Genomic DNA, 26,469 nt, shown 5'->3' on the forward strand with positions numbered 1-26,469 from the left:
TAATAAACAAACCGTTTCATTTGCAGGAATTCTACAACTTGTACACCTTTTGTTGACCTGTAAAACCTTTATTCTTTCAGAAATAATCGGATATTAAAAAATGGAAATATAATACATGTAATTGTATCTAAACTTATATACCATATGATTAACAAAAATAAACTATTAAAGATCGCACAAACGGTAATAATTATAACCATCATTCTCTTAACTGCACTAATACTTCAACTTATTCAGTCAAATAAAGAAATACAAAAAAAAGTCCCCAATAATCCTATGGAAGTACATTTCTCCATTTAGAAATATATTACTAATTGTAAAAGTACCCCAATTTCAGAATTGATATAAAAGTTTCGTGAAAAACTTCCTCTTTAAAAACACTTAGAACTAAAAAAAACCTTTTAAAAACATAATGAATAATGTTTTCGCCCCACTAAACAACTGTTAATTAAAGCCTGTTTTTTAACATATTATGTAAAATGCTAAGAATTTATCAACACGAAAACGTTGTAGTAAGCTTTCCAAATCGCAAAATTGAATATTTCGTAATAACTTAGTAGAAATTTAACACAAGAAACACTTTTACAAACTAAAACTTATGAATTATGAAATCAATTTCACCTCCTCCGAAAATTTCAAAATTGTTTGAGCTACTTTAATCTTTTCTAATTATTAGAAAAATTAATTTTAGAAACTAAATTTTCTGAAAAAAATACATGTACTTGTAATCGTCATACCTCATTATTATTGTAACTAAACAGTACTCAAACCAGTATCTATCTTTACATTATAATAAAGCATAGTCAGTTTTAATTCTTTGTCAGTAGAATTACTTCTTCATTATTGTATATGACTTTCTATACTATCTAAATTATTTTCTTCAGATTCTTATTTTTTCTTGCGAACGAAAATTTGCGAGAAAACACAAACTCACTTATTACAAACTATGGTTCTTAACAGAACTAAAAAAATTATCAAAATGAAAAGAAAAAACTTTTTACGAATCGTACTAAGCTTTATTTTTTGTTTGCCTTTTATAGGACTACATGCACAAGATGAAGATGTAATGTTCCAGGCATTTGACTGGAATGTACAAAACCAACCAGCTGGTCAAACCTGGTATAATGTGGTTTCTAATGCCAGAAACACTATTAGTGATGCAGGTATCGATGTAATCTGGATGCCACCACCAAGTAATTCTGCAGCGCCGCAAGGATATCTACCTAGAGAATTAAACAATCTAAATAGTGCTTATGGAACCCAAAACCAGCTAGTATCTTTGATTGACCAATACCATGGCTTAGGGATGAAAGTAATTAGTGATATTGTAATCAACCATAGAGTTGGTTCTAATGACGCAGTTACTTTTACAAATCCTGCTTGGCCAACATTTTATATTACTGCAGATGATGAAGGCAGAAATTTTGTGAACGGTCCCGTGGAGTTTAGTATCAACGGAGATTTTGTTCCCGGTTTTGATCTTAAATCAGATGGATCTAGTGGAGGATTTGCAGCCGCTAGAGATCTTGATCACAAAAATCCAGCAGTTAGAGCAGAAATCATTAATTGGATGTTATTCTTAAAAAATGATATCGGTTTTGACGGATGGAGATATGACTTTGTACACGGATATGATCCTATCTACAATAAAGAGTATAATGATGCTACTAATCCATACTTTGCTGTTGGAGAATTATTAGAAAGTAGTAGAGTACAAACCAACAATTTCGTAAACAGAACACAGCAATCTTCTTCTGCATTTGATTTTAATACTAAAGTAAGTCTTCAAAATGCTATTAGAGACAACAATCTATCTTATTTGAGAGATGGTCAAGGTAGACCTTCTGGGATGATGGGTATCAATCCTTCTAAATCTGTTACTTTCTTAGATAATCATGATACAGGATTTGCTCAACAATGTTGTGGATCTGATTATGTTTTTCCTGGTGGAGAAACTAATCTTAGAAAAGGATATGCCTATATCTTAACGCATCCAGGAAATCCAATGGTATTCTGGACACACTTCTTTGATGGAGGAACTGGAGTACGTAATGCTATTAAAGATCTTATTTCTGCAAGAAAAAGCGTAAGAGTTCATTCTGGATCTACTATAAGCATTGCAGAAGCAAGAGGAAATCTGTATGCAGCATACATCGATGGTAAATCAGGTACGCTGGCTATGAAGTTAGGATCAGGTAACTGGGCTCCAAATGGTAGTGGATGGACGCTACAAACATCAGGTACGGACTATGCGGTATGGACACAAGGTGGAAACACAGGTGGTGGAGAAACAGTACCTCCATATACCGTTAATTTCTACAAACCATCTGGATGGGGAACCAATATCAATGCATATGTATATGATGATGGGGCCAATGCAACACTTCCTGGTACTAGTGGATGGCCTGGAAATAATATGACCAATATTTCAGGAACGGATTGGTATTCTTTTACTATAACACCGCCAGCAGGTGTATCTGCAAATAACCTTAGAGTGATCTTTAACGACGGAAACAATCAAACTAGTGACCTATCCAGAAGTACAAACGGATGGTACAGAGGAAATGCATGGAGTAATACGTGTCCGAGTGATTGTAGTGGATCTGGAACATCTAATGATGTGACATTAAACTTCCAAAAGCCTGGAGGCGGATGGGGTAACAATACCAATATGTATCTGTACAATAAATCTACAAACCAAACCATTTCTGGCACTGCAGGTTGGCCTGGAGCGAGTATGAATAACCTTAGTGGTACATCATGGTGTAGAAAAACATTTACATTACCTAGCGGAGTAAGTGCTAATAATGTAGGTGTAGTATTCAATAATGGAAATGGACAACAAACTGTAGATCTTACCAGAGGTACAGATGGATGGTTTAGAGTAACTGGTAGTAGTAATGGAAAAAGAACAGGAACTTGGTCTAACAATTGTACGAATAATTGCCCTTCTAACAGAGCAATGGAATTGGCTGATAATGCGGATAAAGAAGACTCTCCTATAAAAGAGAGCATCATAACTTTATGGCCAAATCCAATTAGAGAAAGAGGAACATTAAGTGTAAATACATCAGAAAATGGAATTCTGGAAGTATCTATCTCTAATATCTTAGGGCAAACCAAAACGGTATACAGTCAAAATACTCAAGTTGGTAATCAAACTATAGAAATTAGTGCAAACGACCTAGGCGAATCTGGCATATATTTTTGTACTGTTAAACTAAATGGTGCAAAATTAAAAGGAATAAAAATTGTAAAAGAGTAATTTTTTTGTCCCAACTACTTAACTAAATATCACAAGTTGATATGTTAATCAAAAAGCGGTCGTTTAGCACTAAACGACCGCTTTTTTTTGCAACTTTGTATTTATATTCTATGAGAAATTAACTTTACAAAATCTTAACTTCTGTATAACAACAAGCGAAAGGTGATTGTTTTTAATATCTTTCCACTCTTTAATTTTAAGTTTCATTTAATAATCAAAATACCAGTCTTGTGAAAAAATTAGCCTTCATCCTATCCCTTGTCCTAATAGTATCTTGTAAAAAAGAAGGAAATAGTAATGCTGAGAAAACAATTGCAGAGACTAAAAAGCAACAAATAATTCCAGGAAAAGAAAAAACAGATCATCAAATCCGAGAAATAAAAAAAGCAGAGATTGCTCCGAATGTTGATGGAAAAATGGATGATCCTATTTGGAAACAAACTAAATGGTATCCTATGGATCAAAACTGGATTGGAGAATTTCCAGATTTTAAAGATTTTATGGGTAGATATAAAATGACCTGGTCTCCAGAAGCACTTTATATTTTGGTAGAGATAAAAGACGATGTTTTATATGATCAACATAAAGATCCTCTAAAATTATGGTGGGATGATGACTGTGTAGAGATATTTATAGATGCTGATAATTCTGGTGGTGAACATCAATATAATAATAATGCATTTGCCTATCATGTAGCATTAGATGGCAATGTTGTAGATCTTGATGCACAGAAGAAACCATTGCTTTACAATAATCATGTAAAAATGAAACGCACTACAAAAGATGATGTTACCGTATGGGAATTCGAGCTTACTGTATATGATGATACTTATCAAGAAGGAAAACCCAATGATCCTGTAGTGCTATCCAAAGATCAGAAACTAGGTTTCGCTATTGCCTATAATGACAATGATACCAGCAAAGAAAGAGAGAATTTTATGGGTTCCGTTTTTGTTCCTGGAGAAGATAAAAATCAAGGGTGGATCAATGCTGATATTTTTGGAACAATCGTACTAATTGAATAACAAATACATTCTAAAAAATAAAAAGGATATTTTTCGTTAAAACATTCCTATAACACTGTTGCTGCCAGCTGTTAATCTTTAGTAACTCCTTCAGAAAAATTAACCGCTGTTTCAATTAGTGCTAAGTGAGAATACGCCTGTGGAAAATTACCTAGTAATCTTTTAGACTTAAAATCTATATCCTCACTAAATAGTCCCAAATGATTACTGTAAGATAATAATTGATCAAACATTGTTTTTGCCTTTTCTTTCTCTCCGATTTTATAGAGACTATTAATAAACCAAAAACTACAAATCGTAAAAGAAGAAGAAGGTAATCCGAAATCGTCTTTGTTTTTATATCTATACATTAATCCATCATTGCACAATTCTTTTTCGGTAGCTATAACTGTACTAATAAAACGTGGGTCTTTTGCATCAATAAATCCATAAGATTCCATTAATAAAGTTGACGCGTCAAGATCAGAAGATCCATATGATTGCGTATATGCCTGTATTTCTTCATTCCAAGCATTTTCATAAATATCATTATATATACGATCTCTTAAGTCACACCACCTAGAATTATTATCCGTTTTACCTATTAACTCACCTATTTTTATAGCTCTATCCACAGCCACCCAACATAATAATTTAGAAAATGTAAAATGCCTTTCTTCTGTTCTAAACTCCCAAATACCTTTATCAGGCTTCTCCCAGTTCACATTAACAATATGAACAATACTTTTACTTATGGTCCATAAACTCTCACTATCGTCTACTGCACAATCAAACTTCACAAACTGCTGATATATTACATTCATTAAAATACCATAAATATCATTTTGTTTTTGATGAAAGGCAGCATTACCAGTACGCACTGGGCTTGAGTTTTTATAACCGCTTAAATGATCCAACGTTTTTTCTGTAAGCTCCTTCTCTCCATTAATTCCATACATGATTTGGATCTTTTCGTCCTTATCGGGTATGATATCAATAATAAACTGAAGAAAACGTTGTGCTACTTTTTTATGGCCCAGATCCGAAATTACCTTAATCACCATAGAAGCATCCCTAATCCAACAGAATCTATAATCCCAATTACGAACTTCGCCTATGGTTTCTGGTAATGAAGTTGTAGCAGCAGCCAAAACAGCGCCTGATTTTTCATAGCTCAACAATTTTAGCACTAAAGCACTTCTAAGAATTTCATCATTATAAAAATCATATGAAGTTGTTTTTTCACTCCAATCCATCCAATAAACTCTAGTTCTTTGTAATTTTAAGTAACATAGCTCTAAAGATTGTTTCAGTATTTTTTCGTGGTAACTAATCAAGAAATATGCATTATCCGTCAATGTAATCTCTTTCGAATTCAAAATGGTTTCTAAATCCAAATCAGAATAGAGATATAAGGTATCGTACTTATCTCTATCTGTTATACTTTTTATATATTCATTACTTTTTTGAGAATATGTTTCTTCTTTAGCATATTCAAGCTTTGGATCATATTTAATTCTAAAAGATGGTTTTCCGGAAATTAGCTTGATATACCTAATAATATCAGCAGGAGTATGATATGTACCATCATCATTTTGATATCTAGGCATGAAATCTATACTTTCAAAAATATCAGTACCGTTACTAAATTCGGTAACCAGAATATTTGTTTTAGCAATATACTTTTGAGAAATAGTATATTCATCAGAAACCAAAATTTCAAAAGACCCTCCCTTTTCTTCATCTAAAATTTTTGCAAAAACTGAGGAAGAATCAAAATTTGGTAAACAGCACCAATCGATAGCTCCATTTTTTGAAATTAGCGCTGCGCTTTTACAATTTCCTATAATTCCATAGTCCAGATTGTTCATATACCTCAAAGTTCTTTTAAATAAACGTACCTTTATTCTCCCAACCGAAATTTAATAAATCAAAATTATTCAACCAACTTTCACCACGCTTTATGAGTAAAACTATCATAATCTCAAATCGACTGCCCTTACAATTAGAAATCAATAATAATTCAATAAATGCTACACCTAGTATTGGAGGATTAGCAACAGGAATGAAGTCTGTTCATTCTGCAAGTGATAGTATTTGGATTGGATGGAGCGGTCTTACGGACGAACAATTGGATTCTGAGAAAAGAAATCTCGTTAAAAAGGCTTTAAAAAACCATCAATGTGTAGGAGTATCTTTAACTGAATCAGAAATCGATGGCTTCTATTATGGTTTTAGTAATAATACACTATGGCCTCTATTCCATTATTTTATGGAATATACAGCATTTGATAAAGAAGATTGGGAAACGTATCAATTAGTAAATCAAAAATTTGCAGATGTCATATTAGAGAATTTAGACGAAAATGATACTGTTTGGGTACACGATTACCAATTACTATTATTACCAGAGATGATTCGCAAAAAAAAACCAAATGTAACCATAGGTTTCTTTTTACATATACCTTTTCCTTCTTATGAAGTTTTTAGAACGATCCCTTGCAGAGAAGAGCTTTTAAAAGGGTTATTAGGTGCTGATTTAATTGGTTTCCATACGTATGATTATGAACGCCATTTTCTAAGTTCTGCGCAGAGAATTCTGGGACTCGAAATCAACTTTAATAATGTACATATCGATAATCGAATTGTAAAAGTAGATTCATTTCCAATGGGTATCGATTATGATAAATTTAATAACGCTGCCAAAATACACGACCAGAAAGAGAAAAAAGATCAAACAGAAATACAACAAAAAATAGATGAACATCTAGTTACTGGAGATCGTGCAAAACTTATCTTATCAATAGATCGTCTGGACTATACTAAGGGTATTGCAAATCGCTTAAGAGCTTTTGAATATTTCCTAGACAAATATCCTCAATTTAAAGGAAAAGCACGGTTAGTAATGCTTGCTGTTCCCTCCAGATCCAATGTACCACAATATCAGCTTTTAAAAAATGAAATAGATCAATTAGTAGGTAGAATTAATGGTAAATTTTCTGAAGTAAGCTGGACACCTATTTGGTATTTTTATCGTTCCATGCCATTTGAGAATTTGATTGATTTATATACCTCAAGTGATGTAGCTTTACTTACTCCGATAAGAGATGGAATGAATCTGGTTGCGAAAGAGTATATCGCATCCAGGGTAGATCAAAAAGGAGTGCTTATCCTAAGTGAAATGACTGGGGCATCCAAAGAAATGAGCGAAGCACTAATTATTAATCCTAATAATTTCGAAGAGATTGCCGATACATTAAAATTTGCTTTAGAAATGCCCGAAGAAGAGCAAATAAAGAGAAACAAAGCACTACAAAAACGCCTAAAAAGGTATAATGTAGAAAAATGGGCAAATGATTTTATGGAGTCGCTGAAAACCACAAAAACCATAGCCAAGAAATATTCCTTGAAAAAATTGATCCCATCAATTAAAGAAGAAATGCTAACTGTTTTTAACAATGCACAAAACAGAATTCTGTATATAGATTATGATGGAACCTTAGCACCTTTTGAAAAAATTCCGGAGGATGCTAAACCTACTCAAAAAATATTTGATATTTTAGATACATTACATAAAGATCCTAGAAATAAAATTATATTAATAACAGGAAGAGATAAAGCTACTTTTAATGCGTGGTTTGGTCATAAAAACTACACGCTAATTACGGAACACGGTGCGTGGTTAAAAGAAAGCGATAAAGACTGGGAACTGTTAGAACGTGTTAATAATGATTGGTTTGAGTCGATTGCTCCTGTGTTAGAATCTTTTACAGACAGAACTCCAGGTTCGTTAATAGAAGAAAAAAATTATTCATTAGCTTGGCATTTTAGAAATGTAGATCCTGATTTGGGGAAACTAAGATCCATGGAATTAAAAACTACGATACAGCATCTCATTGCGAATCATAATTTGGAAATTCTTGAAGGTGATAAAGTCTTAGAGATAAAAATTAGTGGAGTTAACAAAGGAAAATCTGCTTGTAAAATGTTAGTTGAAAAAGAATATGACTTTATCTTTGCAATTGGTGATGATTGGACGGATGAATATATGTTTAAAGAATTACCTTCATCAGCATATACCGTAAAAGTGGGACGAAAAAAAACAGTAGCTAAATACTATGTAGAAGATACGGATCAAGTACATGAATTATTAAAAGAATTTAATTAACAATTATAAACTAAAATCTCTGAAGCCAAAATTCTATATTCTTCCTGTAATTATAATTGCGCAATTTTTCTGTACCTCTCTTTGGTTTGCAGGAAATGCAGTAATTGATGATTTTGCCGCCCAGTTTAATGCAGGATTTAATATTTTAGGATATCTTCTATCTACAGTTCAGTTTGGTTTTATAGTAGGCACACTTACTTTTGCTTTATTAACCATAGTAGACAGGTTTCCACCTTCTAAAGTATTTATGATATCTGCTATTCTGGGAGGGCTCTGTAATATCGTTTTATTAATCCCAAATATCACCGTTCTAAATGTATTAACTGCGCGTTTTGGTACTGGTTTTTTTCTTGCAGGAATCTATCCAGTTGGCATGAAAATAGCTTCGGATTATTATAAAGATGGTTTAGGAAAAGCCTTAGGATATTTAGTAGGTGCTTTGGTTTTGGGTACTGCACTACCCCACTTGCTAAAGGAACTCTCCTGGAACAGTGATTATAAAGTAGTGATACAATCCACAAGTATCCTTGCCTGTATTGGCGGTATATTGATTTTCTTATTTGTTCCAAATGGTCCTTACAGAAAACCTGTCTCAAGACTTCAGTTAGGTGTAGTCACACAACTTTTTGGTATTATCAGTTTTAGAAAAGCTGCTTTAGGATATTTTGGACATATGTGGGAATTATATGCTTTTTGGGGCTTTGTTCCTATTCTATTAAAAACATATGTGGAACAACATAGAATAGGAATACCTATATCATTTTGGTCATTTTTTATTATCGGAATCGGTTTCTTTTCCTGTATCCTCGGAGGATATATCTCCTTAAAAACAGGAAGTAGAAAAGTAGCTCGATATTCATTGATTATTTCAGGTATTTTTTGCCTTTTCTCTCCGCTACTTTTCCAACTTCAGATGGAGGTATTCTTAGCATTATTGTGTGTTTGGGGTATGGTGGTTATATCAGATTCTCCTCAATTTTCTACTTTAGTTGCTGCCGCCGCTCCTGCAGAACTTAGGGGAACAGGACTTACTATCGTAAACTGTATTGGGTTTGCAATTACCATTATAAGCATTCAGTTACTTTCTTATTTAACTGATAAAATCGATCCTACATATTTGTTTTTGTTTTTGGCAATTGGTCCTATTTTAGGGCTATATAACTCTAGAAAGCAGTGAGTAAAACTCTTAACATGAGTTTGATTATTAAATTGTTTATTATCAGCATTTTAATCTTTTGAATGTCACCTAGAGCATTTCGACTAAGCTCAACACAGACTTCGTTGAGAGGTCATTTCTATACAATCGGCTCGGCCTCGATTCTGATCGACCCGACAGTTTGATTTCAAACTACTGATTTTCAAGTACATAGACATCAAACTAAGGTTCTTAACAAATACTTAAGAGAATACTTGATATTTCAATGTATTTTAGAAATCAAAAAATATGCAAAACCGTCTCATACTGATAACACTGCTGCACGTTTTTATACTTTCAGCGCAGTCGGATACCGAAGTTTATTTATTTGATCTCTCTAAAAATGGAAATGTTTTAGAATTAAGTAATCAAAGAAACATTTCTAATAATAAAGGGTATGATAACCAACCTTCATTCTACAATGACAATATCCTACTTTTTGCTTCGACAAGAAATAAGCAGACCGATATTGCTGCATACAATATAAGAGATAATAAAGTCAATTGGATTTCTAAAACATCACAAGGCAGCGAATATTCGCCTACTAAAATTCCAAATCAAAAGGCAATATCTGCTATTAGACTGGACACTACCGGAAAGCAATTATTATATCAGTATGATTTCAAAACAGGAAAACCACAAGTCTTAATCCAAGACCTTGTTATTGGGTACCATACTTGGGTTACTAAAGACATCGTCGCTTCTTCTGTTCTGGAAGACGGAGGATTATCACTGGTAGTTTCTAATCTTACTGAAAACACAAACAAAACTTTTCAAAAGAAAATAGGGCGATCATTACATAAAATCCCTAATTCTCAACTGATAAGCTATATCAGTAAAGAAGGTGAACAATGGGAAATAAAATCTATAAATCCAATCACTGGTGAGACAAATAAAATAATAAATACAATACCAAAGGCTGAAGATATGTGCTGGCTTATTAATGGAACTATTCTAATGCCAAAAGACAATATCATATATAAGTTTAATCCGAAAACGGACACCGACTGGAGCGTATTCCATACTTTTGAGAACAAAGAGATCTCTAAAATTACAAGAATTACAACCAATGCTATAAGCAACTTGGTAGCATTAGTATCTGAAGAACATAGCAAATAGCGTCACACAAAACATCCAAATGAAGAATATTTTAATCTTATTAAGCTTTTTAGTATTGAGTAATACTTTAATATTTTCTCAATCTGTTTTAATAGAAAACATCAACCTAATTAATGTAGAAACAGGAAAATTAGAAACAAAGCAACATATTTTGATCGAAGGAGATAAAATCTCTAAAATTTCTTCCAAGCAAATAAAGATTGAAGGAGCAACGCCCTCTATAATAGATGGAACTGGCAAATTTGTAATACCAGGAATGATAGATACGCACATTCATTTTTTTCAAACAGGAAGTTTGTATACAAGACCGGATGCTATTGATATGACGCATATTTTTTCTTATGAAGATGAGATACAATTTGCAAAAGATATCATTCCAGATAATTTCAAAAGGTATTTAAGATTGGGAATTACTTCTGTAATGGATGTAGGTGGACCTTTCTATAATTTTACTGTAAGAGATAGTATTTCCAAAAGCAATCTTTCGCCTAACGTATATGTTACAGGACCTTTATTCTCACCATACCAACCAGCTGCATTTTCTAAACTAGAGGATATTCCTATCGAAAAAATTACTTCTAAGGAAGAAGCCACTAAACTATTTAATAAGATGTTAGCTTACAAACCGGATTTCATTAAAATTTGGTACATTTCTAGTAATGAAATTCCTGCTGAAAAAACTTTTCCTATTGTAGAGCATATTGCTAAATTGACACATAAAAACAACTTAAAATTATCGGTACATTCCACGCAACTTAACACTGCAAAACTAGCTATAAAAGCAGGTGCTGATATACTTGTTCACAGTGTAGATGATACAACCGTAGATCAAGAATTTATTGAATTATTAAAAAAGAATGATGTTACATATATTCCAACACTAATAGTTTCTCGTAATTACGGAAAAGCATTTTTTGCCAATCCAAGTAACCACCCACAAGATCTTGCCTTTGGACATCCTACCGTTTACAGAACCTTAACGGATATGAATAAGTTTACTGATGAAGAGCTCCCAGAAAATATCGTTCGCTTAAGAGAAAATCACGATTGGCTAGAGAAAAGATATACAAAAAGTGATAGTATTATGTTGTTAAATCTTGAAAAGCTTACGAAAGAAGGAATCAATATAGCAACAGGAACAGATGCTGGAAACATTGGAACCATTCATGCTTCTTCTTATATACAAGAAATTGAAGCTATGAAAAAATCAAATATCTCTAATATTGATGTTATCAAAGCATCTACAATTAATGCAGCTAAAGGATTTGGCTTAGAAACAAAGATTGGTTCTATTACTGAAGGAAAATTAGCAGATCTTGTTATTCTTACTAGTAACCCTATTGAAGATCTTCAAAATCTAAATTCCATCGATGAAGTGATCAAAAGCGGAAAAATACTAAAGGTGAAAAATCTTATCGAAGAGACTCCTGAGCAGGTTGTACAGCGACAAGTAAATGCATACAATGCCAGAAATATTGATGCTTTTATGGACACCTATGCTGATGATATCAAGATTTACAATTTTCCAGAAAAACTTTCTATGTCTGGTAAAGAAGAAATGAGAAAAAGTTTCCACAATATGTTCGAAAAGGTACCGAATCTTTATTGTGAGATCAAGAATAGAATAGTACTCGGTAATAAAGTAGTAGATCGCGAATATGTGCGCTTTGGTGAAAAGTATTCTAGTGTAATTGCTATTTATGAAATAACTGATGGTAAAATCTCTAAAGTTACTTTTTTACAATAATTCCCTATTATATGCTATTCAGAAATCTGGCAAAGCCATACTTTGAGAAGAGTAAAGAAAGAAAATAAAACTTTAAAACGGATTATCAATGGTGGAATTGGGACTGTGTCAACTAGTTTTACTTTTATTTACGACTTGTTAATCCCGGATACTAACCTCAAAAGAAATCTGAATTAAAAAAATTATAATAATTAAGATATTTGGGCTTAATAAACTTTAATACATGCGTACTTTCTTATTCAATCACATAGCGCTTTCCGTAAAAAATGTTGACAAAACTATTGAGTTTTATCAAAAGGTGTTTCAACTTAAAGAAATTCAGAATACTGCTTCTGACTCCAAAACTAGATGGTTATCTTTAGGTGAAGGTAAACAGCTTCATCTGATTCCTCGTCCAAATTCTGAAATAAAAATAAATAAAGCTGTTCATTTTGCGCTAACAACATCTGACTTAAATTCATTTGTAATCTATCTAAAAGAATTAAAAATTGATTACTCTGATTGGCGTGATACGCCAAACAAAGATTACATACGAAAAGATGGAATTAAACAAGTTTATTTTCAAGACCCTAATGGATATTGGATTGAAGTAAATGATGATATCTCATAAATTAATTGAAAACTTTTAACTATGTTCAACTCTTATGGATGGATTAAAATCGGAATGAACCGAAAGCATTTGGACTCTATGGATATGGAATCTGAAATAAAATATGATAAGTTAGATGATGAGTTAGATGCAAAAGTAAAATCTAGGCTCCAAGAAATTGTTGACACAAATGAAATCATAAAATTCGAATTTATAGAAATGAATAATTTGGATAGTTTTTTATCTATTCAATTGTCTCGTAACCATTTCAATAAAACGTTAAGAGAATTTTACAACTGGATAAGTGAAATATCAGACGGCAGTCACGGAATTCTTTATGAGATGAATGATGAAGACCCTAGTTTTAATAGTGATAGACCTTACAAAGTTTGGAGATTAATAGGGAATGAATTTGAAGAATGCGAAGAAAATATTATAAACGAAAAGTATCATCAAATAAATTATTAAACGATTATATAACGTATTAAAACGCTCCATATACAGAACGTTGCACGCAAGCATAAAAAACAACTCAAATTGATAAAAAAAATATTTTTGGGAATATTAGTATTCTTAATTGGAATTGGAATTGCATATTATTCTGAATCTTTTTTTCGTAGCTTAATTCAAGACATTTTTAGATGGTCAACATCTGACAAAATTAAATTTGCAGGAAAGAACTTTTATCTTTTTTCAAACAAACTTTATTCCCTAACATTTGGAATTGGTTTTCTGATTGTGACTCTTGAAAATCTGAATCAAAAACTTACTCAGATTTTGAAAAACGGGATTGTAAGCATTCTGGTTTTCGGAATATTATTAGTTGGAATTTCAGCTACTGATGCAACTATTAAAGTTGTCGAATGTACTGGTTGCGAGGACGGAATTAGAAAATTACATTGGAATGAAATAAATTACGGACTGATTATAGGATTAAGTGCAATTATTTCAATTATCCCAAGCTTAATTAGAATAATAAAAAGAAGAAAAAGTAAGCGTACAATGCGTTATACGCAAACACAGTAATTTAATACCAAATTCCAGAAGTTTGTCTTTTTTGTCGTGGCGCTAATTTTTTATAAATTGAACCTACCATTCATTTTGAGTAGAATTCACAAAATACAATGCCTTTGATAAAACTAAAATCATCAAATAACTATCATTTTTTAGTAGCTCTTGCCATTGCTATTTGGCTTTCGGTATTTTTGATTCTAATTGCACCTTTTGATATTGCAGAACTACCCATTGCAGCAAGGCTAGAAATAATGCCTTTTTATGGTTTGATCTCGTTTATAGGATATGTTATATTAATTCCTTTTCAAAATTGGGCTTATAAAAAGATACAAAAACAATCGATATATTTCGAAATACTCATTATTGTTTTATTCAATATTCTTGTTTTAATAGGTAGCTATATTTATTACAAATCTAGTATCGTTAATGGTGACTATTCCTTTATAAAATTCACATTAGAAATATACTACCCTATTTTCTTTATACTATTACCCATAATTATCTTTGCTAGATGGTTTATAAGTAGAAAAATAGCACCTCATAATTCAAAAAAACTAGTGTTAACTGGAGATAATAAATTAGATATATTGCAAATAAAAGAGGAGGATTTAATATGTATTTCTAGTGCGGATAATTATGTGACGGTAACTTATTTAGTAAATGATGTGTTGAGTAAGAAATTATTACGAACTACTTTAAAAAACATTGAATCTCAATTACCCGAATTAATGAAAGTACATCGTTCTCATCTAATTAATCCAATTCACTTTAAAGAATGGAAGAATGCAAATACACTTTTATTAACCCATATAGAAGTGCCCGTTTCTAAGAATTACAAAAAAGCTATATTGGCTATGAATCATTCGCCCCTAAAAACAAATAGTTCGCCACTATCATAGTAAAACAAGCACTTTCTATACTTTTCGTTTCTATTTTTGACATCACTACTAATTTCCTAAAACAAATACATGATGAAAAGATATATCATATTAGCAATTACTTTTTTAGTATCCTTTGTAAGTATCGCACAAGACAAGAATAAAGAAATAAGTGTATTACTAGAAAAAGTGATTTCAGACAAAACTGTTGCCGGTGTTGTAGCAGGATATTCCGTTGAAGGCAAAATAATAGGTCAATCTTCAGCAGGTTATGCAAATAAAAAAACAAAGAAGAAATTCGAACTTGACACCAAATTGAGAATGGGTTCTATTGCAAAACCAATGACTGCATTAGCTACTATGCAATTGGTGGAACAACATCTAATAGATTTAGATGCATCTATACAAACATATATTCCAGATTATCCAATACATCCAAAAACTCAAATTACAGTAAGACATCTACTATCACATACATCTGGTATAAGCGGTTATAAAGATGGACGTGAATCAAATACGACAGTTAATTATCCGACACTTTATGATGCATTAAGTTTATTTAAAGACCGAGATTTATTATTTGACCCAGGTACTCAATATAGCTATACAACTTATGGCTATACGCTTCTAGGTGCAGTTATTGAAAAAGTTTCTGGAAAGGCCTTTGAAGAGTATATGCAACAGAACATTTGGAATAAGGCAGAAATGACGAATACAGGTGTTGAAAAATTTGGTGTTAAAATGAATAACCAATCAGAGTTATATTCTCGAAACAATGGAAAAGGAAAAGCCAAAATCGCTAAAGAGAATAATTTAAGTAACAGAATTCCTGCTGGAGGTTTTTATACAACGCTGGGAGATATGCTAAAGTTCGGCAATGCCGTATTAAACAACGTTTTTGTTAAAGAAAGTACGCTAAATCTTATGCGACAGCACCATAGTTTAGAAAAAGAAAATAATGCCTACGGATTTGGATGGTTTCTTTATGGTTCAAAACCTAATGAAGGGAGTATTATAGGACATCCAGGAGGACAAACAGGAAATACTTCGTTTCTTTTTATAGTCCCTAGTAAAAAAGCAGTTAGTGTAATACTGGCTAATACATCAAGAGCACAATCAAGTATTGATCCCATAGCTAATACGTTATTAAACCTATCATTAGCGAATTCAAAAAACGAATAATCTAAACCAGAACAATATAATAATCATATTAAAATATTAGATGAAGAAGTCAGGAGTCAGAGGCAAGGAATCAGAAGTGAGTTTATGAGAGATTAGGTTTCAAAAATAAAAAAGTGAGCCTATCAAGTCCCCTTTTGACGGGATTAGCAAGATATTTTTATAAAAATTCAGAGGTTTGAGGTATAGAGTCAGAAGTGAGTTTCCGAAGAATTAGTATATGAGGGATATACTACGGAAAGCTCAGCACACGATACGAGGGCTGAGGTTCTCGAAGTCCGAAGTCCGAAAAGTCGCTTTTTTAAAATAGTTCTTTATTACTCAACGATGAAACTATCTTTAACTGAAACAGGGATACCTTGATCACTGAAGCCTTCTATAGAGATCTCATAAACACCTGGGATATCAGAGGTGTAGAAATCAATAATTGCTTTTTTATTTTTCATTTCCAGATTAGGTTCCCATAGTAGTTGATTTCGGTAATCAGGAATTCGATCATAAGAAATAGCACCTCCATATTTTTGTCTGAAATATTTTTTACGACCTTGTAAATTCGATAAGTTCACGGACAAAATATCACTACTATTAAGCTTGTTAGCATAATCTTTATCAATCGTTTCTAGCACTACAATACCTTCGAAAACTTTTGACCCCAGAAAATAACGATCCCTTATATACCCTATACTCTTTATTTCTCTGGCATCCGAATTGATCATCTTACTGTGATCTTGTTCTATAATCCCATCAACCAGCAATAATGGTAGATACCCTAAATCCTCCAGTCGATCAGAGTAAAGTCCTCTTATACCAAAAACTTCATTTCCATTTTTATCTTTTATGGTCCACATTCCATCAATAACCTCTACGACAGTTTCCTTAATGGTTTCGAATCGAGTATAATCATCTAAATTATAAGTAAGGATTTCTTTCCCATAGAAAGGAGTTTTAGCAGCCGGTGTTAAGATACTATCAGGTTTTACAGAATAAAAATTATTTTCTATCTGATTATAAACACTTCGCTGTATAATTGCATCTTCTAGATCAGGTGATATTTTAAATTGATAAAAATCTAATTCAGGATAGGTTATCTTCGGTATATCATTAACCTTAATAGTAAACTTATCCCTATATTCTTCAAGAACCTGAATAAGTAACGTATTGTTTTCACTTTTTCTTTCTGATAAATTAAATACAAACTCTCCTTTATTGTCAGTTGAAACAATATTTACGCCATTAATATTTTCTGACACAGATAATCCAATATGTCGATTAAAAACTGGATATGAACTATCATTACTTACTATCTTTCCATAGATCAATTCTCCCCTCATTTCTGGTAAAAAAACAGAAGATCCTATCGACACTTTTCGTCTTTCTACTTTACTCTTATCATATGTGCTAATAAAACTCTTTGCTGTACTTAAAACGGCTTTAGGAAAAACATCTTTTTTTCTTACTGAAATAGAATAAGTACCAGACTTTTCTTCTAAAAACAAGTCTTCAATCTTAAAGGATACTAAACTTCTTTTTTTATAAGTTTTCTGATCAAATGCTATTGAAATTTTCTCTCCTTCGTTAATTTTTGAATCGTTTTCATTTTTAGATGGAGTTACAGTGATAGCCGTAGCATTATTTTTATCTGGCGAAATTTTATTTTGATTTGCTTGATATGGATTTAAAATACTAATGTCGCCTTGAAAAAAATGATGTTTTACATTTAACATCCATTGCGTATATCCTATCACTTTATAATTCCCAGTTGGAACAGAAACAGGTATAAAAAAATCGCCTTGTCCTATTCCTTTATTCAGTTTAATTTTATGAACAAAAACAGATGTTCCTTGTTCATTGACCAAAGCTACATAAGCAATTTTACTAATCTTGGTTACGTTATTTTTTTCATCATTAAAACAATATAGCTTATAGTAAAGGTGCTCTCCTGTAAACAGCAATGAAGAATTATAATGCACGAATATTTTTTCCTGAGGAACTTGATAATACCCAGTCACCTCGTCATTTCCTTTTAAAACCGACATCTGTTGTCCATATACGGAAAAACTCAAAAGAAATATTATATAAACCCTTAATCTTACATTCATAATTTTTATGCTACATATATTAACTACAGAAAAACTAGTATTCAATAAACTTATTTTTTTAATCAATCCAAAACTCCGGAACTTCACTCTTACCAACTGCCGTACAATCACCGCATATTCTAGGTACGAAAGTAAAAACAGGAAATACTTCTGGAGGCGGCGGCGGCGGCAATGGTGTAGGGTTTAATAAACGTACTGTATTACCTCTTATTAAACCAATTAAACTTTGCAAAAATCGTTGATAAGCATTAGGTACCTCTAGGTCTGGCTCAGGTGTAAATGGTTCACAATCCAAAACGAATGGTATCTCACTTATAAACTCACTTCTATTAAAAAATATACGCTCTTCTGCTAATGAGGATACATCAAAATATCCCAAAACATTTTCATCCGTATCAGTTTCAGAAACAATATTACCTCGTATAAACCCAGGTTGGATCTGCGAAAACAAGCTTTCAGATCCTGAAAAATCATTTAACACCCTATAAAAAGATTGCGCTTCTCTAGTTTGCACATATTGTTTAACTAGTATACTGTATCTTTCAGAGACTCTAATATCATCAACCGGAATAAAATTAATAGATAAATCTTGTATACGGTCTTCAGTTAAACTGCTTGTATTAGCTATATTAATTGAATTAGAACGTCCTGATATATAACATACTCGTTCAGATTCTGGTCGTTCTACATAAGCAAAAGTAACATCACTTCCTTGCGCACTACTAGTTATATCGGTTGAAATCCAATTAGGTGCAGTAAACTTTGATGTTTCTTCAAACCCATATCTATAATAAAGTGAATTACCTGTTGGATCAAAAGTATCTAAAAAAACACCTATCCCATCAGTACCTTGATCATTAACCATTCTCTTAGCGTATACTCTATCAATAGAAGTTGGTTGTGGTGCAATTACTTTTTGGGAACTATAAGATCTTCCGTTTGCTGTTCTAACAGTTAGTTTATACTCATTACCTGCAGTTACACCAAATTCCTGAACTGAATAATACTCACCTGGAGAGTTTTCATTAAATGGATATTCAGTTAGATTGTTTTCTATTATTACTATAGAGGCACCCTCTTCAGGAATAGGCTCACTTTCTTCAAACCCAAAGGTTCTTGATAAAACAATTCTTTGATTGCTTACCTGATCGGTTACAGTAGCATTAATGACCAAGAAATCTTCAATTCGATCATTTTCAATGTCAAAAGGTTCTGTACAGCCAAATAGGGTAATAAAACCTATCATAAAAAACAAAGCCTTCAACGGACTATTATAATTTCTTAAATTAATATTCATAATTTTATATACGACACATATTAACTATATAAATACTGATACTTGACAAACAACTCTTTAATCAACCCAAAAACCCGGGACTTCGCTATTACCAATTGCTGTACAATCTCCACAGGCTCTAGGTATTAGACGAATAGCAGGAGGACTGGCAGTAACATTAAGATTAGATGATGCTAGTTTATACCTACTTCCTGCTATTGTAAAATGTAATCTTTTCTCATATTCAAATACTGATTCGTTCATAGAAGGTTCTGGTACAAACTCTTGACATTCCAACATATATACTGGTAAATCTCCTATTAACTCCCCTCTGTTAAAAAAAACACGTTGTTCTGTTAAAGAAGAAACATCAAAAAAGCCTACTACATTTTCATCACCATCAGTTTCCGAAACAATATTACCCCTAATAAATCCTGGTTGGATCTGAGAAAAAACGGTTTCGGATCCTGAAAAATCACTTAGCACCTTATAAAAAGCCTGAGCTTCTTTCGTTTGAACATATTGCTTCACTAATATGCTATATCTATCCGCAACTCTTATATCATCCGCAGGGATGAAATTAATCATTAAATCTTGTATTCGATCTTCTGTAAAACCACTGGTATTTACTACATTGATATTTTTAGAAAGTTCGGTTTTATAACATACTCGCTGACCTTGAGGTCTTTCTACAAGACTAAAAACAACATCCGCCGCTTGTAATTGAGAAACTATATCAAAAGAAATCCATAATGGCGCTACTATTCTATATGTTTCTTCAAACTCATATCTATAATAAAGTGAGTTTCCTGTTAGATCAAAAGTATCTAAAAAAACACCAACTCCTTCTGTGCCTTGATCATTAATCATCCTTTTAACATACACTCTTTCTATAGAGGTTGGTTGTGGTGCAATTACTTTTTGGGAACTATAAGATCTTCCGTTTGCCGTTCTAACAATTAGTTTATACTCATTACCTGCAGTTACACCAAATTCCTGTACTGAATAATACTCTCCTGGAGAGTTCTCGTTAAATTGATATTCCGTTACATTGTTTTCTATTATTACTATAGAAGCGCCCTCTTCAGGAATAGGTTCACTTTCTTCAAACCCAAAGGTTCTTGATAAAACAATTCTTTGATTGCTTACCTTATCTGTTACGGTAGCATTAATGACCAAAAAATTTTCAATTCGATCATTTTCAATTTCAAAAGATTCTGTACAGCCAAATAATAAGACAAAACTTATTAGGAGAAATAAAATTCCGATATGTCTCGTATAGCTATTCATATTTCCAGAGAGTTCATTGTTTTAAAATTTAAAATTATAAGTAATAGAAGGAACAGGTATAGAAAAAATAGAAGTTTGAAGACCTTTTACTTCTCCTTCTTCAGAAACAAAAAATACCGAAAATGGATTATTTCTTCCTAAAACATTATAAACTGATATAGTCCAAAAGCTATGAAATAACTTCTTCTTTTTATGATTTCCTTCAATATTAAAGCCAAGGTCTAATCGATAATAATCTGGTATTCTAAACTCATTCCGTTCACTAAAAACAGTAAATTCGGAGTCATTAAACACGAATTGTCCTACGGGATATGTAATAGGTCTACCTGTCTGATATACAAAATTAGTAGCTAAACTAAAACGCTTTGTAAACTTATAATTAAGTACTAGACTAAAATCATGAGGTTTATCATAGTTAGAAGGGAAAAAGTTCCCATTGTTAATTCGCTCCTCATTAAAGTTGCTATCAAATTGATTAAAGGATCTTGAATACGTATATCCTAACCATCCATATATTTTTCCTTTTTGTTTTTTAACCAAAAGTTCAACACCATAGGCTTTTCCATTACCTTGCAATACCTGATTCTCAATATTTTCATTAAGCAATATATCCGCTCCTGTTTTAAAATCAACAATGTTTTTTGAACGCTTATAAAATCCTTCCAGGCTAAGTTCATACATATTATCCTTCAGGTTTTTGTATACTCCTAAAGCGTATTGTTGTGAGCTTTGTGGTTTGATATTAATATCAGAAAGTTTCCAGGTATCTATAGGAGAAGCAGTCGTATTATTTGATAAAGAATGAATATACTGAAATGTCTTATTGTAGGATGCTTTAATAGACAAATCATTTGCAAACAAGTAACGTCCTGATATTCTAAATTCCGGCCCATTATAGGTTTCAATTATTTCATTGTTATCATATGATCTAACTTCTTGTACTGTCTCTTCAGTTCTCGGAACCCCTTGCGAATAAATGTTTTGAGTTCCTTTACCTAATGCATTATAAACAGAATATCGTAACCCGGCATCTACACTAATTTCTTTTGTCACGTCCACTTTAGCCGTTAAAAAAGCTGCCGATTCTAATGCTTTTTCCCTATCTATATCTAAAAAAGCTACCGAAGACTCTTCGTTTAAAGCTTCTATTTTTCCAGGATTTATCCCATATAACTTACTGGATATACCATAGTCAAATTTGATTTTGTCACTGTACACGTAATTAAGAAGGAATTTTAAATGTGTTTCATCAATACTGTATCCCAACTTAAAATCATCGTTTGATTGACCATCAAATTCAATATCAAACTTATATTGACTGTTAGACAATAACAGTTCTCCTCTATTCTTTTCATTAATTTTATAATCCCATTTCAAAGAAAACGCTCGATTATTATATATGTAGAGAGAATCCGAGGTGATACTAAAATCATCTCGACTTAAATAAGCTGTCGCTTGAATTTTAGATTTTGGACTAATCTGATGATTATATTTTGCCACCACATCATAAAATGAAGCTTCACTCTTTTTTAATGACTCATCATCCAAAGATCTTAAGATCCAATTGGCATATGCTCCTCTACCTCCAACAAGCAATCCTGATTTTTCTTTAATAATGGGTGTTTCTAATAATATGTTTCCTGTAATGGGGCCAATAGAGGCTTCTCCTTTAAATTTATCAATACTGGCATCTTTTGTCGTTAAATCAAAAACCGAAGATAATCTGCCTCCATATTCTGCTGGTATACTATTTTTATAAATATTAGCATCTTTCAGCACAAAAGGGTTCAGTGCAGAAAAAATCCCAAAAAAGTGTTGTGGACTATATATCACTGCATTATCAAGTAATATAAGATTTTGATCGGATTTCCCTCCTCTTACATTGTAGCCAATAGCTCCCTCACCAGATGTTGTAATACCTGGTAAAGACGATGCAACTTTTAGTATATCTCGCTCTCCTAATGCCAAAGGAATGTTTTTGGATTCTTTTACATCAATTACTGTTTTCGTAATTACTTCTTCAACATTTGCAGTTTCTTTCTTCCGTATAAACACCTCATCTAATTGTTCTATTTTTTCTCTCAGAGAAGCGTTTAAAACTCCGTCATTATATAGGACGATTCGTTTTTTAAAATCCTCCATACCCAATGCATTTATCTCCAGTATATAGGTACCTGAGGATAATGTTACAGCATAGGATCCTTCTGCATTCGTTTTTATGTTTTTATCATTTCCGTTAATTAATATCAATGCATTAACAAGAGGCTTAGAGTCTTGCGCATCTACTACTTTGCCAGATAAAACATAGGTGTCCTTTATACTGTTTTTTGTTACTTTACCTATTTTAATGGTCTCTATTTTATTGCTCTTAGAGGCTTTTTTTGTTTGCGCAAATACAGGAGACACTTTATTCACCTTTCTTTTTACAATAGTAACTATGGTGTCTTGTTGTTGTCCAAAATAATAATCAGGCAGATAATCATATATGCCATCATGCTGTGTTAAAATTATTTTGCTCTCATCTAAAAAATAAAAGTTAATACTAGTAGTATCAAAAATATCTTCTAGCACTTTTTTTAGATCAGTATCTACATATTCTCCGGATATGTCATCATACTTGTCTAACCAAGAATCAACGTAGTAAAAACGATGCCTCGATTGTTTTTCTATGAGTCCTAAAACTGAAGCTATATCTGATTTTTCGTACGATAAATTTATCAAAGTACTTTTTTTCTGACCCCAACCTAAATTAGCAAAAACTAGAAAGGATACTAATAAAAATCTATTCATATTTTCAGGATTCCTTTTGCGACAACGATGAAACAATAACTTTACTAAACAGCATCTTGATAAACCTATCAGGTTGAGATTTTCTTAATCTCCAATTCTCATGATAGTAACTATTTATTTCTTTTTTTAGGTTAGGAAATAATTTTATGATGTCTGATTTTGAATTTATTTTTTTATACTCCCTTCCCATTAGAATACCATAATTATTGGAACTCAAGAATAAATAATACAAATGACGTCGTCTTCCTAATTGTTTGATCTTTTTTTGACGATTTTTTTTATGTCGCTTTAACAAGGTAAAAGATGCATTTTCTAACAGAACTTCCTGAAAACCGTTAATGACTTCTGAGTTTTCTGAAAAACCTATGATTTTAATAAATGTATGCCCATCGATATCGAATTTATCGACTTTATCTCTTATCAACTTAAATACAGAAACTGCTCTTTCGGATTTTAAACTTATTACCAAATCATCTGTCTCCAGATTATATTGCATATAAGAATTGTAATAAGCCTGATTATCATAAGTCAAATTACCTTTTAAGAATTCATTTGATTTAAAATAAGCGTGTTTTTCATTGTCGTATAATACATTTTTATCGGTATCGATATATTGTTTGCCATTATACAATCCTATATGATCTTGACCGATAGTTTGATCAAACCAATTATAATAATCACGCTCTTCATCTGTAACCTGTGCAAAGAAAACAGCAGGTAAAAAGAAAAACACTATAAATTTAAATTTTGTGTTATGCCCCAACTTTAGAATAATTAAATTTTAACCCCGTAAATATTCCCACTAAAGTAGCATAATATTTTGATTGTTTCAAAATTTAAATTTTAGTAAAAGAAACAAACCTTTAATCATAACACCTGACCGCACGGTTAAGTGTTAGACAGAAAACGATAGATTCTCAGCAGTCACTTTCTTAAAAAAATATTGGTAAACCAAAAACACCAAGCCATATACTTTTTCTTCTTTTTTTAACGTTATGAGTATAACTCACATGCCCAAATCATTATGAAGAACCTATGTACTCTCCTACTATCACTTACTTTTATTTCTATAAACGCTCAGAACATCTATTATGTATCTGATACATCAGGCGATAATAATGGTGACGGATCGCAAGGATCTCCCTGGAAAACGATACAATATGGTGTAGATCAATCAAATGCAGGTGATATCCTAAATGTAGTAGCAGGCACTTATACAGAGATTGTAACATTTAATGGTAATGAAGACTCAGGAACAGCTGCAGACCCTATTACTTTGCAGGCCGTTGGAAATGTAATTGTAGACGGAAATTCTATTACACCAACAGGAAGAAAAGGATTGATAACCATTTCTGGAGCAAGTCATCTCATCATAGATGGTTTCGAATTACAAAACTATCAAACACAAAATCCAGTAAACAATGATAATAGTACTCCTATCGGAATTTTGGTAGAAGGCACTTGTAGTAATTTGATAATACGAAATAACAAAATCCATGACATCAAGAATTTTTCTTCTTGTACTCAAAATAGTGGTTGTGGTCCTGGAGCAAATGGAGTTGCTATTTATGGAGATACTACTGGAGGAATTCAGAATATAGAATTAATCGGTAATGAAGTTTACCAATGTGTTACCTCATCAAGTGAATCATTTACGTTAAACGGAAACATTAATGGTTTCAAAGTAATTGATAATTACGTTCATGATAATAATAACATTGGATTTGATTTTATCGGTTTCGAAGATGATGTTTGTTCGGCTTGTGGTAATGACAACCAAGCCAGAAATGGTATTGTAAGTGGTAATAGATCTATCAGAAATACGATTTTTGGAAATCCTTCTTTAGGAGTTCCTGCAAATCCATGGTATCAATCAGAAATAAATAATAATGAAGGAAATGCCGGTGGTTTCTATGTAGATGGTGGCCGTAACATCCTTTTTGACAGTAACCTATCTGCAGAAAATGATCTGGGATTCGAATTTGGTAGTGAAAACCAATTTAGGGAAACATCTGATATCTTAATGATCAATAATTATGCTTACAATAATAAAGAAAATGGAGTAATTGCTGGTGGATATTCTGAAACGGAAGATGATCCAGATGGCGGTGGCGGCGATGCCATTAGGATATACATTTATAACAATTCTTTCTATAAAAATAAAGGATGGGGAAGCGAAGTGGTATTCCAAAGTCGTGTAAAAAATAGTCGTGTCGCTAATAATATTTTCTTTGGAGAAGCCTCTACCTCTGAATGTCACGAAGATTTTAATCCAAGTTCCAACACTAACAATATCTGGGGAACTAATCTCTGGTGGGGAACTTCGGTTTCTGGATCTGTTCCTGGTACGGCTATCACACAAAACCCTAATTTTCAAGATCCAAATACGGGTAACTTAGACATACAATCATCTTCTACCGCAGCTATTAATGCCGGTACAATTCAAAATAATATCACGACATGGACAGATTCTTTTTGGGATACAAACTTTCCTTCTAACGGAACAATCCCTGCACATGGGACTACTGATTATAATGGAAATAATCGATTTGTAAATTCAATTGATATAGGAGCTTCAGAGTATAGTAATACTTTAGGGGTTGATGATATCGTGGAAAAACCTGCACCAATGACGTATCCAAATCCTGTAAGAGAAGTGATCAATTTCTCCACTTCAAATGGAGATTACACCTATACCATTTATGATCTTTCTGGTAAGATATTAAGTCAGGGAACGGCTTCAAAAAAGATTATGGTATCTGACCTAAGTGCAGGGATTTATATATTATCATTAAAAGATAGCAACAGCACTTGGTCTTACAAGTTTGTTAAGATGGATTAAACCAATTGCCCATA

18 protein-coding genes are annotated in these 26,469 nt (G+C 32.3%); 12 read left to right on the plus strand and 6 right to left on the minus strand.

The window, feature by feature from the left end; genetic code table 11:
• The first annotated feature begins 979 nt into the window (after positions 1-979).
• Together Q0975_RS17125 and Q0975_RS17130 are read left to right on the plus strand one after the other, a co-directional pair.
• Positions 980-3,265: a starch-binding protein gene (locus Q0975_RS17125; protein WP_299438866.1), complete on the plus strand. Its 2,286-nt coding sequence runs from the start codon at positions 980-982 to the stop codon at positions 3,263-3,265.
• Between the two features lie 230 nt (positions 3,266-3,495).
• Positions 3,496-4,290, plus strand: coding sequence for a sugar-binding protein (locus tag Q0975_RS17130; protein ID WP_299438868.1), 795 nt, complete (start codon positions 3,496-3,498; stop codon positions 4,288-4,290).
• A 71-nt stretch (positions 4,291-4,361) separates the two neighbouring features.
• On the opposite strand, the gene Q0975_RS17135 is transcribed toward Q0975_RS17130, so the two are convergent.
• A complete protein-coding gene (locus tag Q0975_RS17135; protein WP_299438870.1) occupies positions 4,362-6,140 on the minus strand; it encodes a glycoside hydrolase family 15 protein in 1,779 nt (592 codons plus the stop codon).
• A 92-nt stretch (positions 6,141-6,232) separates the two neighbouring features.
• On the opposite strand from Q0975_RS17135, the gene Q0975_RS17140 reads away from it, so the two are divergent.
• The 9 genes from Q0975_RS17140 (at position 6,233) to Q0975_RS17180 (ending at position 16,161) form a co-directional block, all read left to right on the plus strand.
• Entirely contained in the window at positions 6,233-8,437 is a 2,205-nt protein-coding gene (locus Q0975_RS17140; RefSeq protein WP_299438872.1) for a bifunctional alpha,alpha-trehalose-phosphate synthase (UDP-forming)/trehalose-phosphatase, read from the plus strand.
• Positions 8,438-8,492: 55 nt separating this feature from the next.
• A complete protein-coding gene (locus Q0975_RS17145) occupies positions 8,493-9,614 on the plus strand; it encodes an MFS transporter (protein WP_366889035.1) in 1,122 nt (373 codons plus the stop codon).
• Between the two features lie 267 nt (positions 9,615-9,881).
• The gene (locus tag Q0975_RS17150; RefSeq protein WP_299438874.1) at positions 9,882-10,751 is read left to right on the plus strand and encodes a hypothetical protein; all 870 of its coding nucleotides are present in this window, start codon (positions 9,882-9,884) and stop codon (positions 10,749-10,751) included.
• 19 nt (positions 10,752-10,770) lie between these two features.
• The gene (locus tag Q0975_RS17155) at positions 10,771-12,498 is read left to right on the plus strand and encodes an amidohydrolase family protein (protein WP_299438876.1); all 1,728 of its coding nucleotides are present in this window, start codon (positions 10,771-10,773) and stop codon (positions 12,496-12,498) included.
• A gap of 223 nt (positions 12,499-12,721) precedes the next feature.
• Positions 12,722-13,108, plus strand: a complete 387-nt coding sequence (locus Q0975_RS17160) for a VOC family protein (protein WP_299438878.1) — start codon at positions 12,722-12,724, stop codon at positions 13,106-13,108.
• Positions 13,109-13,129: 21 nt separating this feature from the next.
• Positions 13,130-13,555, plus strand: coding sequence for an Imm7 family immunity protein (locus tag Q0975_RS17165; protein WP_299438880.1), 426 nt, complete (start codon positions 13,130-13,132; stop codon positions 13,553-13,555).
• A gap of 69 nt (positions 13,556-13,624) precedes the next feature.
• The gene (locus Q0975_RS17170; RefSeq protein ID WP_299438882.1) at positions 13,625-14,113 is read left to right on the plus strand and encodes a hypothetical protein; all 489 of its coding nucleotides are present in this window, start codon (positions 13,625-13,627) and stop codon (positions 14,111-14,113) included.
• 104 nt (positions 14,114-14,217) lie between these two features.
• Complete coding sequence (locus Q0975_RS17175; protein WP_299438884.1) at positions 14,218-15,000, plus strand: LytTR family DNA-binding domain-containing protein; 783 nt, start codon at positions 14,218-14,220, stop codon at positions 14,998-15,000.
• Between the two features lie 72 nt (positions 15,001-15,072).
• Positions 15,073-16,161, plus strand: a complete 1,089-nt coding sequence (locus Q0975_RS17180) for a serine hydrolase domain-containing protein (protein WP_299438886.1) — start codon at positions 15,073-15,075, stop codon at positions 16,159-16,161.
• Between the two features lie 314 nt (positions 16,162-16,475).
• On the opposite strand, the gene Q0975_RS17185 is transcribed toward Q0975_RS17180, so the two are convergent.
• Genes Q0975_RS17185 through Q0975_RS17205 form a run of 5 tightly spaced genes read right to left on the minus strand, consistent with a single transcriptional unit; the run spans position 16,476 to position 24,376 of the window.
• Complete coding sequence (locus tag Q0975_RS17185; RefSeq protein ID WP_299438888.1) at positions 16,476-18,257, minus strand: hypothetical protein; 1,782 nt, start codon at positions 18,255-18,257, stop codon at positions 16,476-16,478.
• A gap of 58 nt (positions 18,258-18,315) precedes the next feature.
• Positions 18,316-19,554 (minus strand): DUF4249 domain-containing protein, encoded by a 1,239-nt coding sequence (locus Q0975_RS17190; RefSeq protein ID WP_299438890.1) that lies wholly within the window; start codon positions 19,552-19,554, stop codon positions 18,316-18,318.
• Between the two features lie 57 nt (positions 19,555-19,611).
• Positions 19,612-20,823, minus strand: coding sequence for a DUF4249 domain-containing protein (locus tag Q0975_RS17195; RefSeq protein WP_299438891.1), 1,212 nt, complete (start codon positions 20,821-20,823; stop codon positions 19,612-19,614).
• A 21-nt stretch (positions 20,824-20,844) separates the two neighbouring features.
• The gene (locus tag Q0975_RS17200; RefSeq protein WP_299438893.1) at positions 20,845-23,613 is read right to left on the minus strand and encodes a carboxypeptidase-like regulatory domain-containing protein; all 2,769 of its coding nucleotides are present in this window, start codon (positions 23,611-23,613) and stop codon (positions 20,845-20,847) included.
• A 4-nt stretch (positions 23,614-23,617) separates the two neighbouring features.
• Positions 23,618-24,376: a hypothetical protein gene (locus Q0975_RS17205; RefSeq protein WP_299438895.1), complete on the minus strand. Its 759-nt coding sequence runs from the start codon at positions 24,374-24,376 to the stop codon at positions 23,618-23,620.
• Between the two features lie 261 nt (positions 24,377-24,637).
• On the opposite strand from Q0975_RS17205, the gene Q0975_RS17210 reads away from it, so the two are divergent.
• Positions 24,638-26,455, plus strand: a complete 1,818-nt coding sequence (locus Q0975_RS17210) for a T9SS type A sorting domain-containing protein (RefSeq protein WP_299438897.1) — start codon at positions 24,638-24,640, stop codon at positions 26,453-26,455.
• The last annotated feature ends 14 nt before the right edge of the window (positions 26,456-26,469 follow it).

Origin of the sequence: uncultured Aquimarina sp., assembly GCF_947500065.1 — a bacterium.
Classification (GTDB): Bacteria; Bacteroidota; Bacteroidia; order Flavobacteriales; family Flavobacteriaceae; genus Aquimarina.

What these genes read in the sequence shown, in the direction of transcription:
- Q0975_RS17125 (WP_299438866.1), top strand. Translation starts at nt 980, where the DNA reads ATGAAAAGAAAAAACTTTTTACGAATCGTACTAAGCTTTATTTTTTGT.
- Q0975_RS17135 (WP_299438870.1), bottom strand. Translation starts at nt 6,140, where the DNA reads ATGAACAATCTGGACTATGGAATTATAGGAAATTGTAAAAGCGCAGCG.
- Q0975_RS17140 (WP_299438872.1), top strand. Translation starts at nt 6,233, where the DNA reads ATGAGTAAAACTATCATAATCTCAAATCGACTGCCCTTACAATTAGAA.
- Q0975_RS17150 (WP_299438874.1), top strand. Translation starts at nt 9,882, where the DNA reads ATGCAAAACCGTCTCATACTGATAACACTGCTGCACGTTTTTATACTT.
- Q0975_RS17155 (WP_299438876.1), top strand. Translation starts at nt 10,771, where the DNA reads ATGAAGAATATTTTAATCTTATTAAGCTTTTTAGTATTGAGTAATACT.
- Q0975_RS17160 (WP_299438878.1), top strand. Translation starts at nt 12,722, where the DNA reads ATGCGTACTTTCTTATTCAATCACATAGCGCTTTCCGTAAAAAATGTT.
- Q0975_RS17165 (WP_299438880.1), top strand. Translation starts at nt 13,130, where the DNA reads ATGTTCAACTCTTATGGATGGATTAAAATCGGAATGAACCGAAAGCAT.
- Q0975_RS17180 (WP_299438886.1), top strand. Translation starts at nt 15,073, where the DNA reads ATGAAAAGATATATCATATTAGCAATTACTTTTTTAGTATCCTTTGTA.
- Q0975_RS17185 (WP_299438888.1), bottom strand. Translation starts at nt 18,257, where the DNA reads ATGAATGTAAGATTAAGGGTTTATATAATATTTCTTTTGAGTTTTTCC.
- Q0975_RS17190 (WP_299438890.1), bottom strand. Translation starts at nt 19,554, where the DNA reads ATGAATATTAATTTAAGAAATTATAATAGTCCGTTGAAGGCTTTGTTT.
- Q0975_RS17195 (WP_299438891.1), bottom strand. Translation starts at nt 20,823, where the DNA reads ATGAATAGCTATACGAGACATATCGGAATTTTATTTCTCCTAATAAGT.
- Q0975_RS17200 (WP_299438893.1), bottom strand. Translation starts at nt 23,613, where the DNA reads ATGAATAGATTTTTATTAGTATCCTTTCTAGTTTTTGCTAATTTAGGT.
- Q0975_RS17210 (WP_299438897.1), top strand. Translation starts at nt 24,638, where the DNA reads ATGAAGAACCTATGTACTCTCCTACTATCACTTACTTTTATTTCTATA.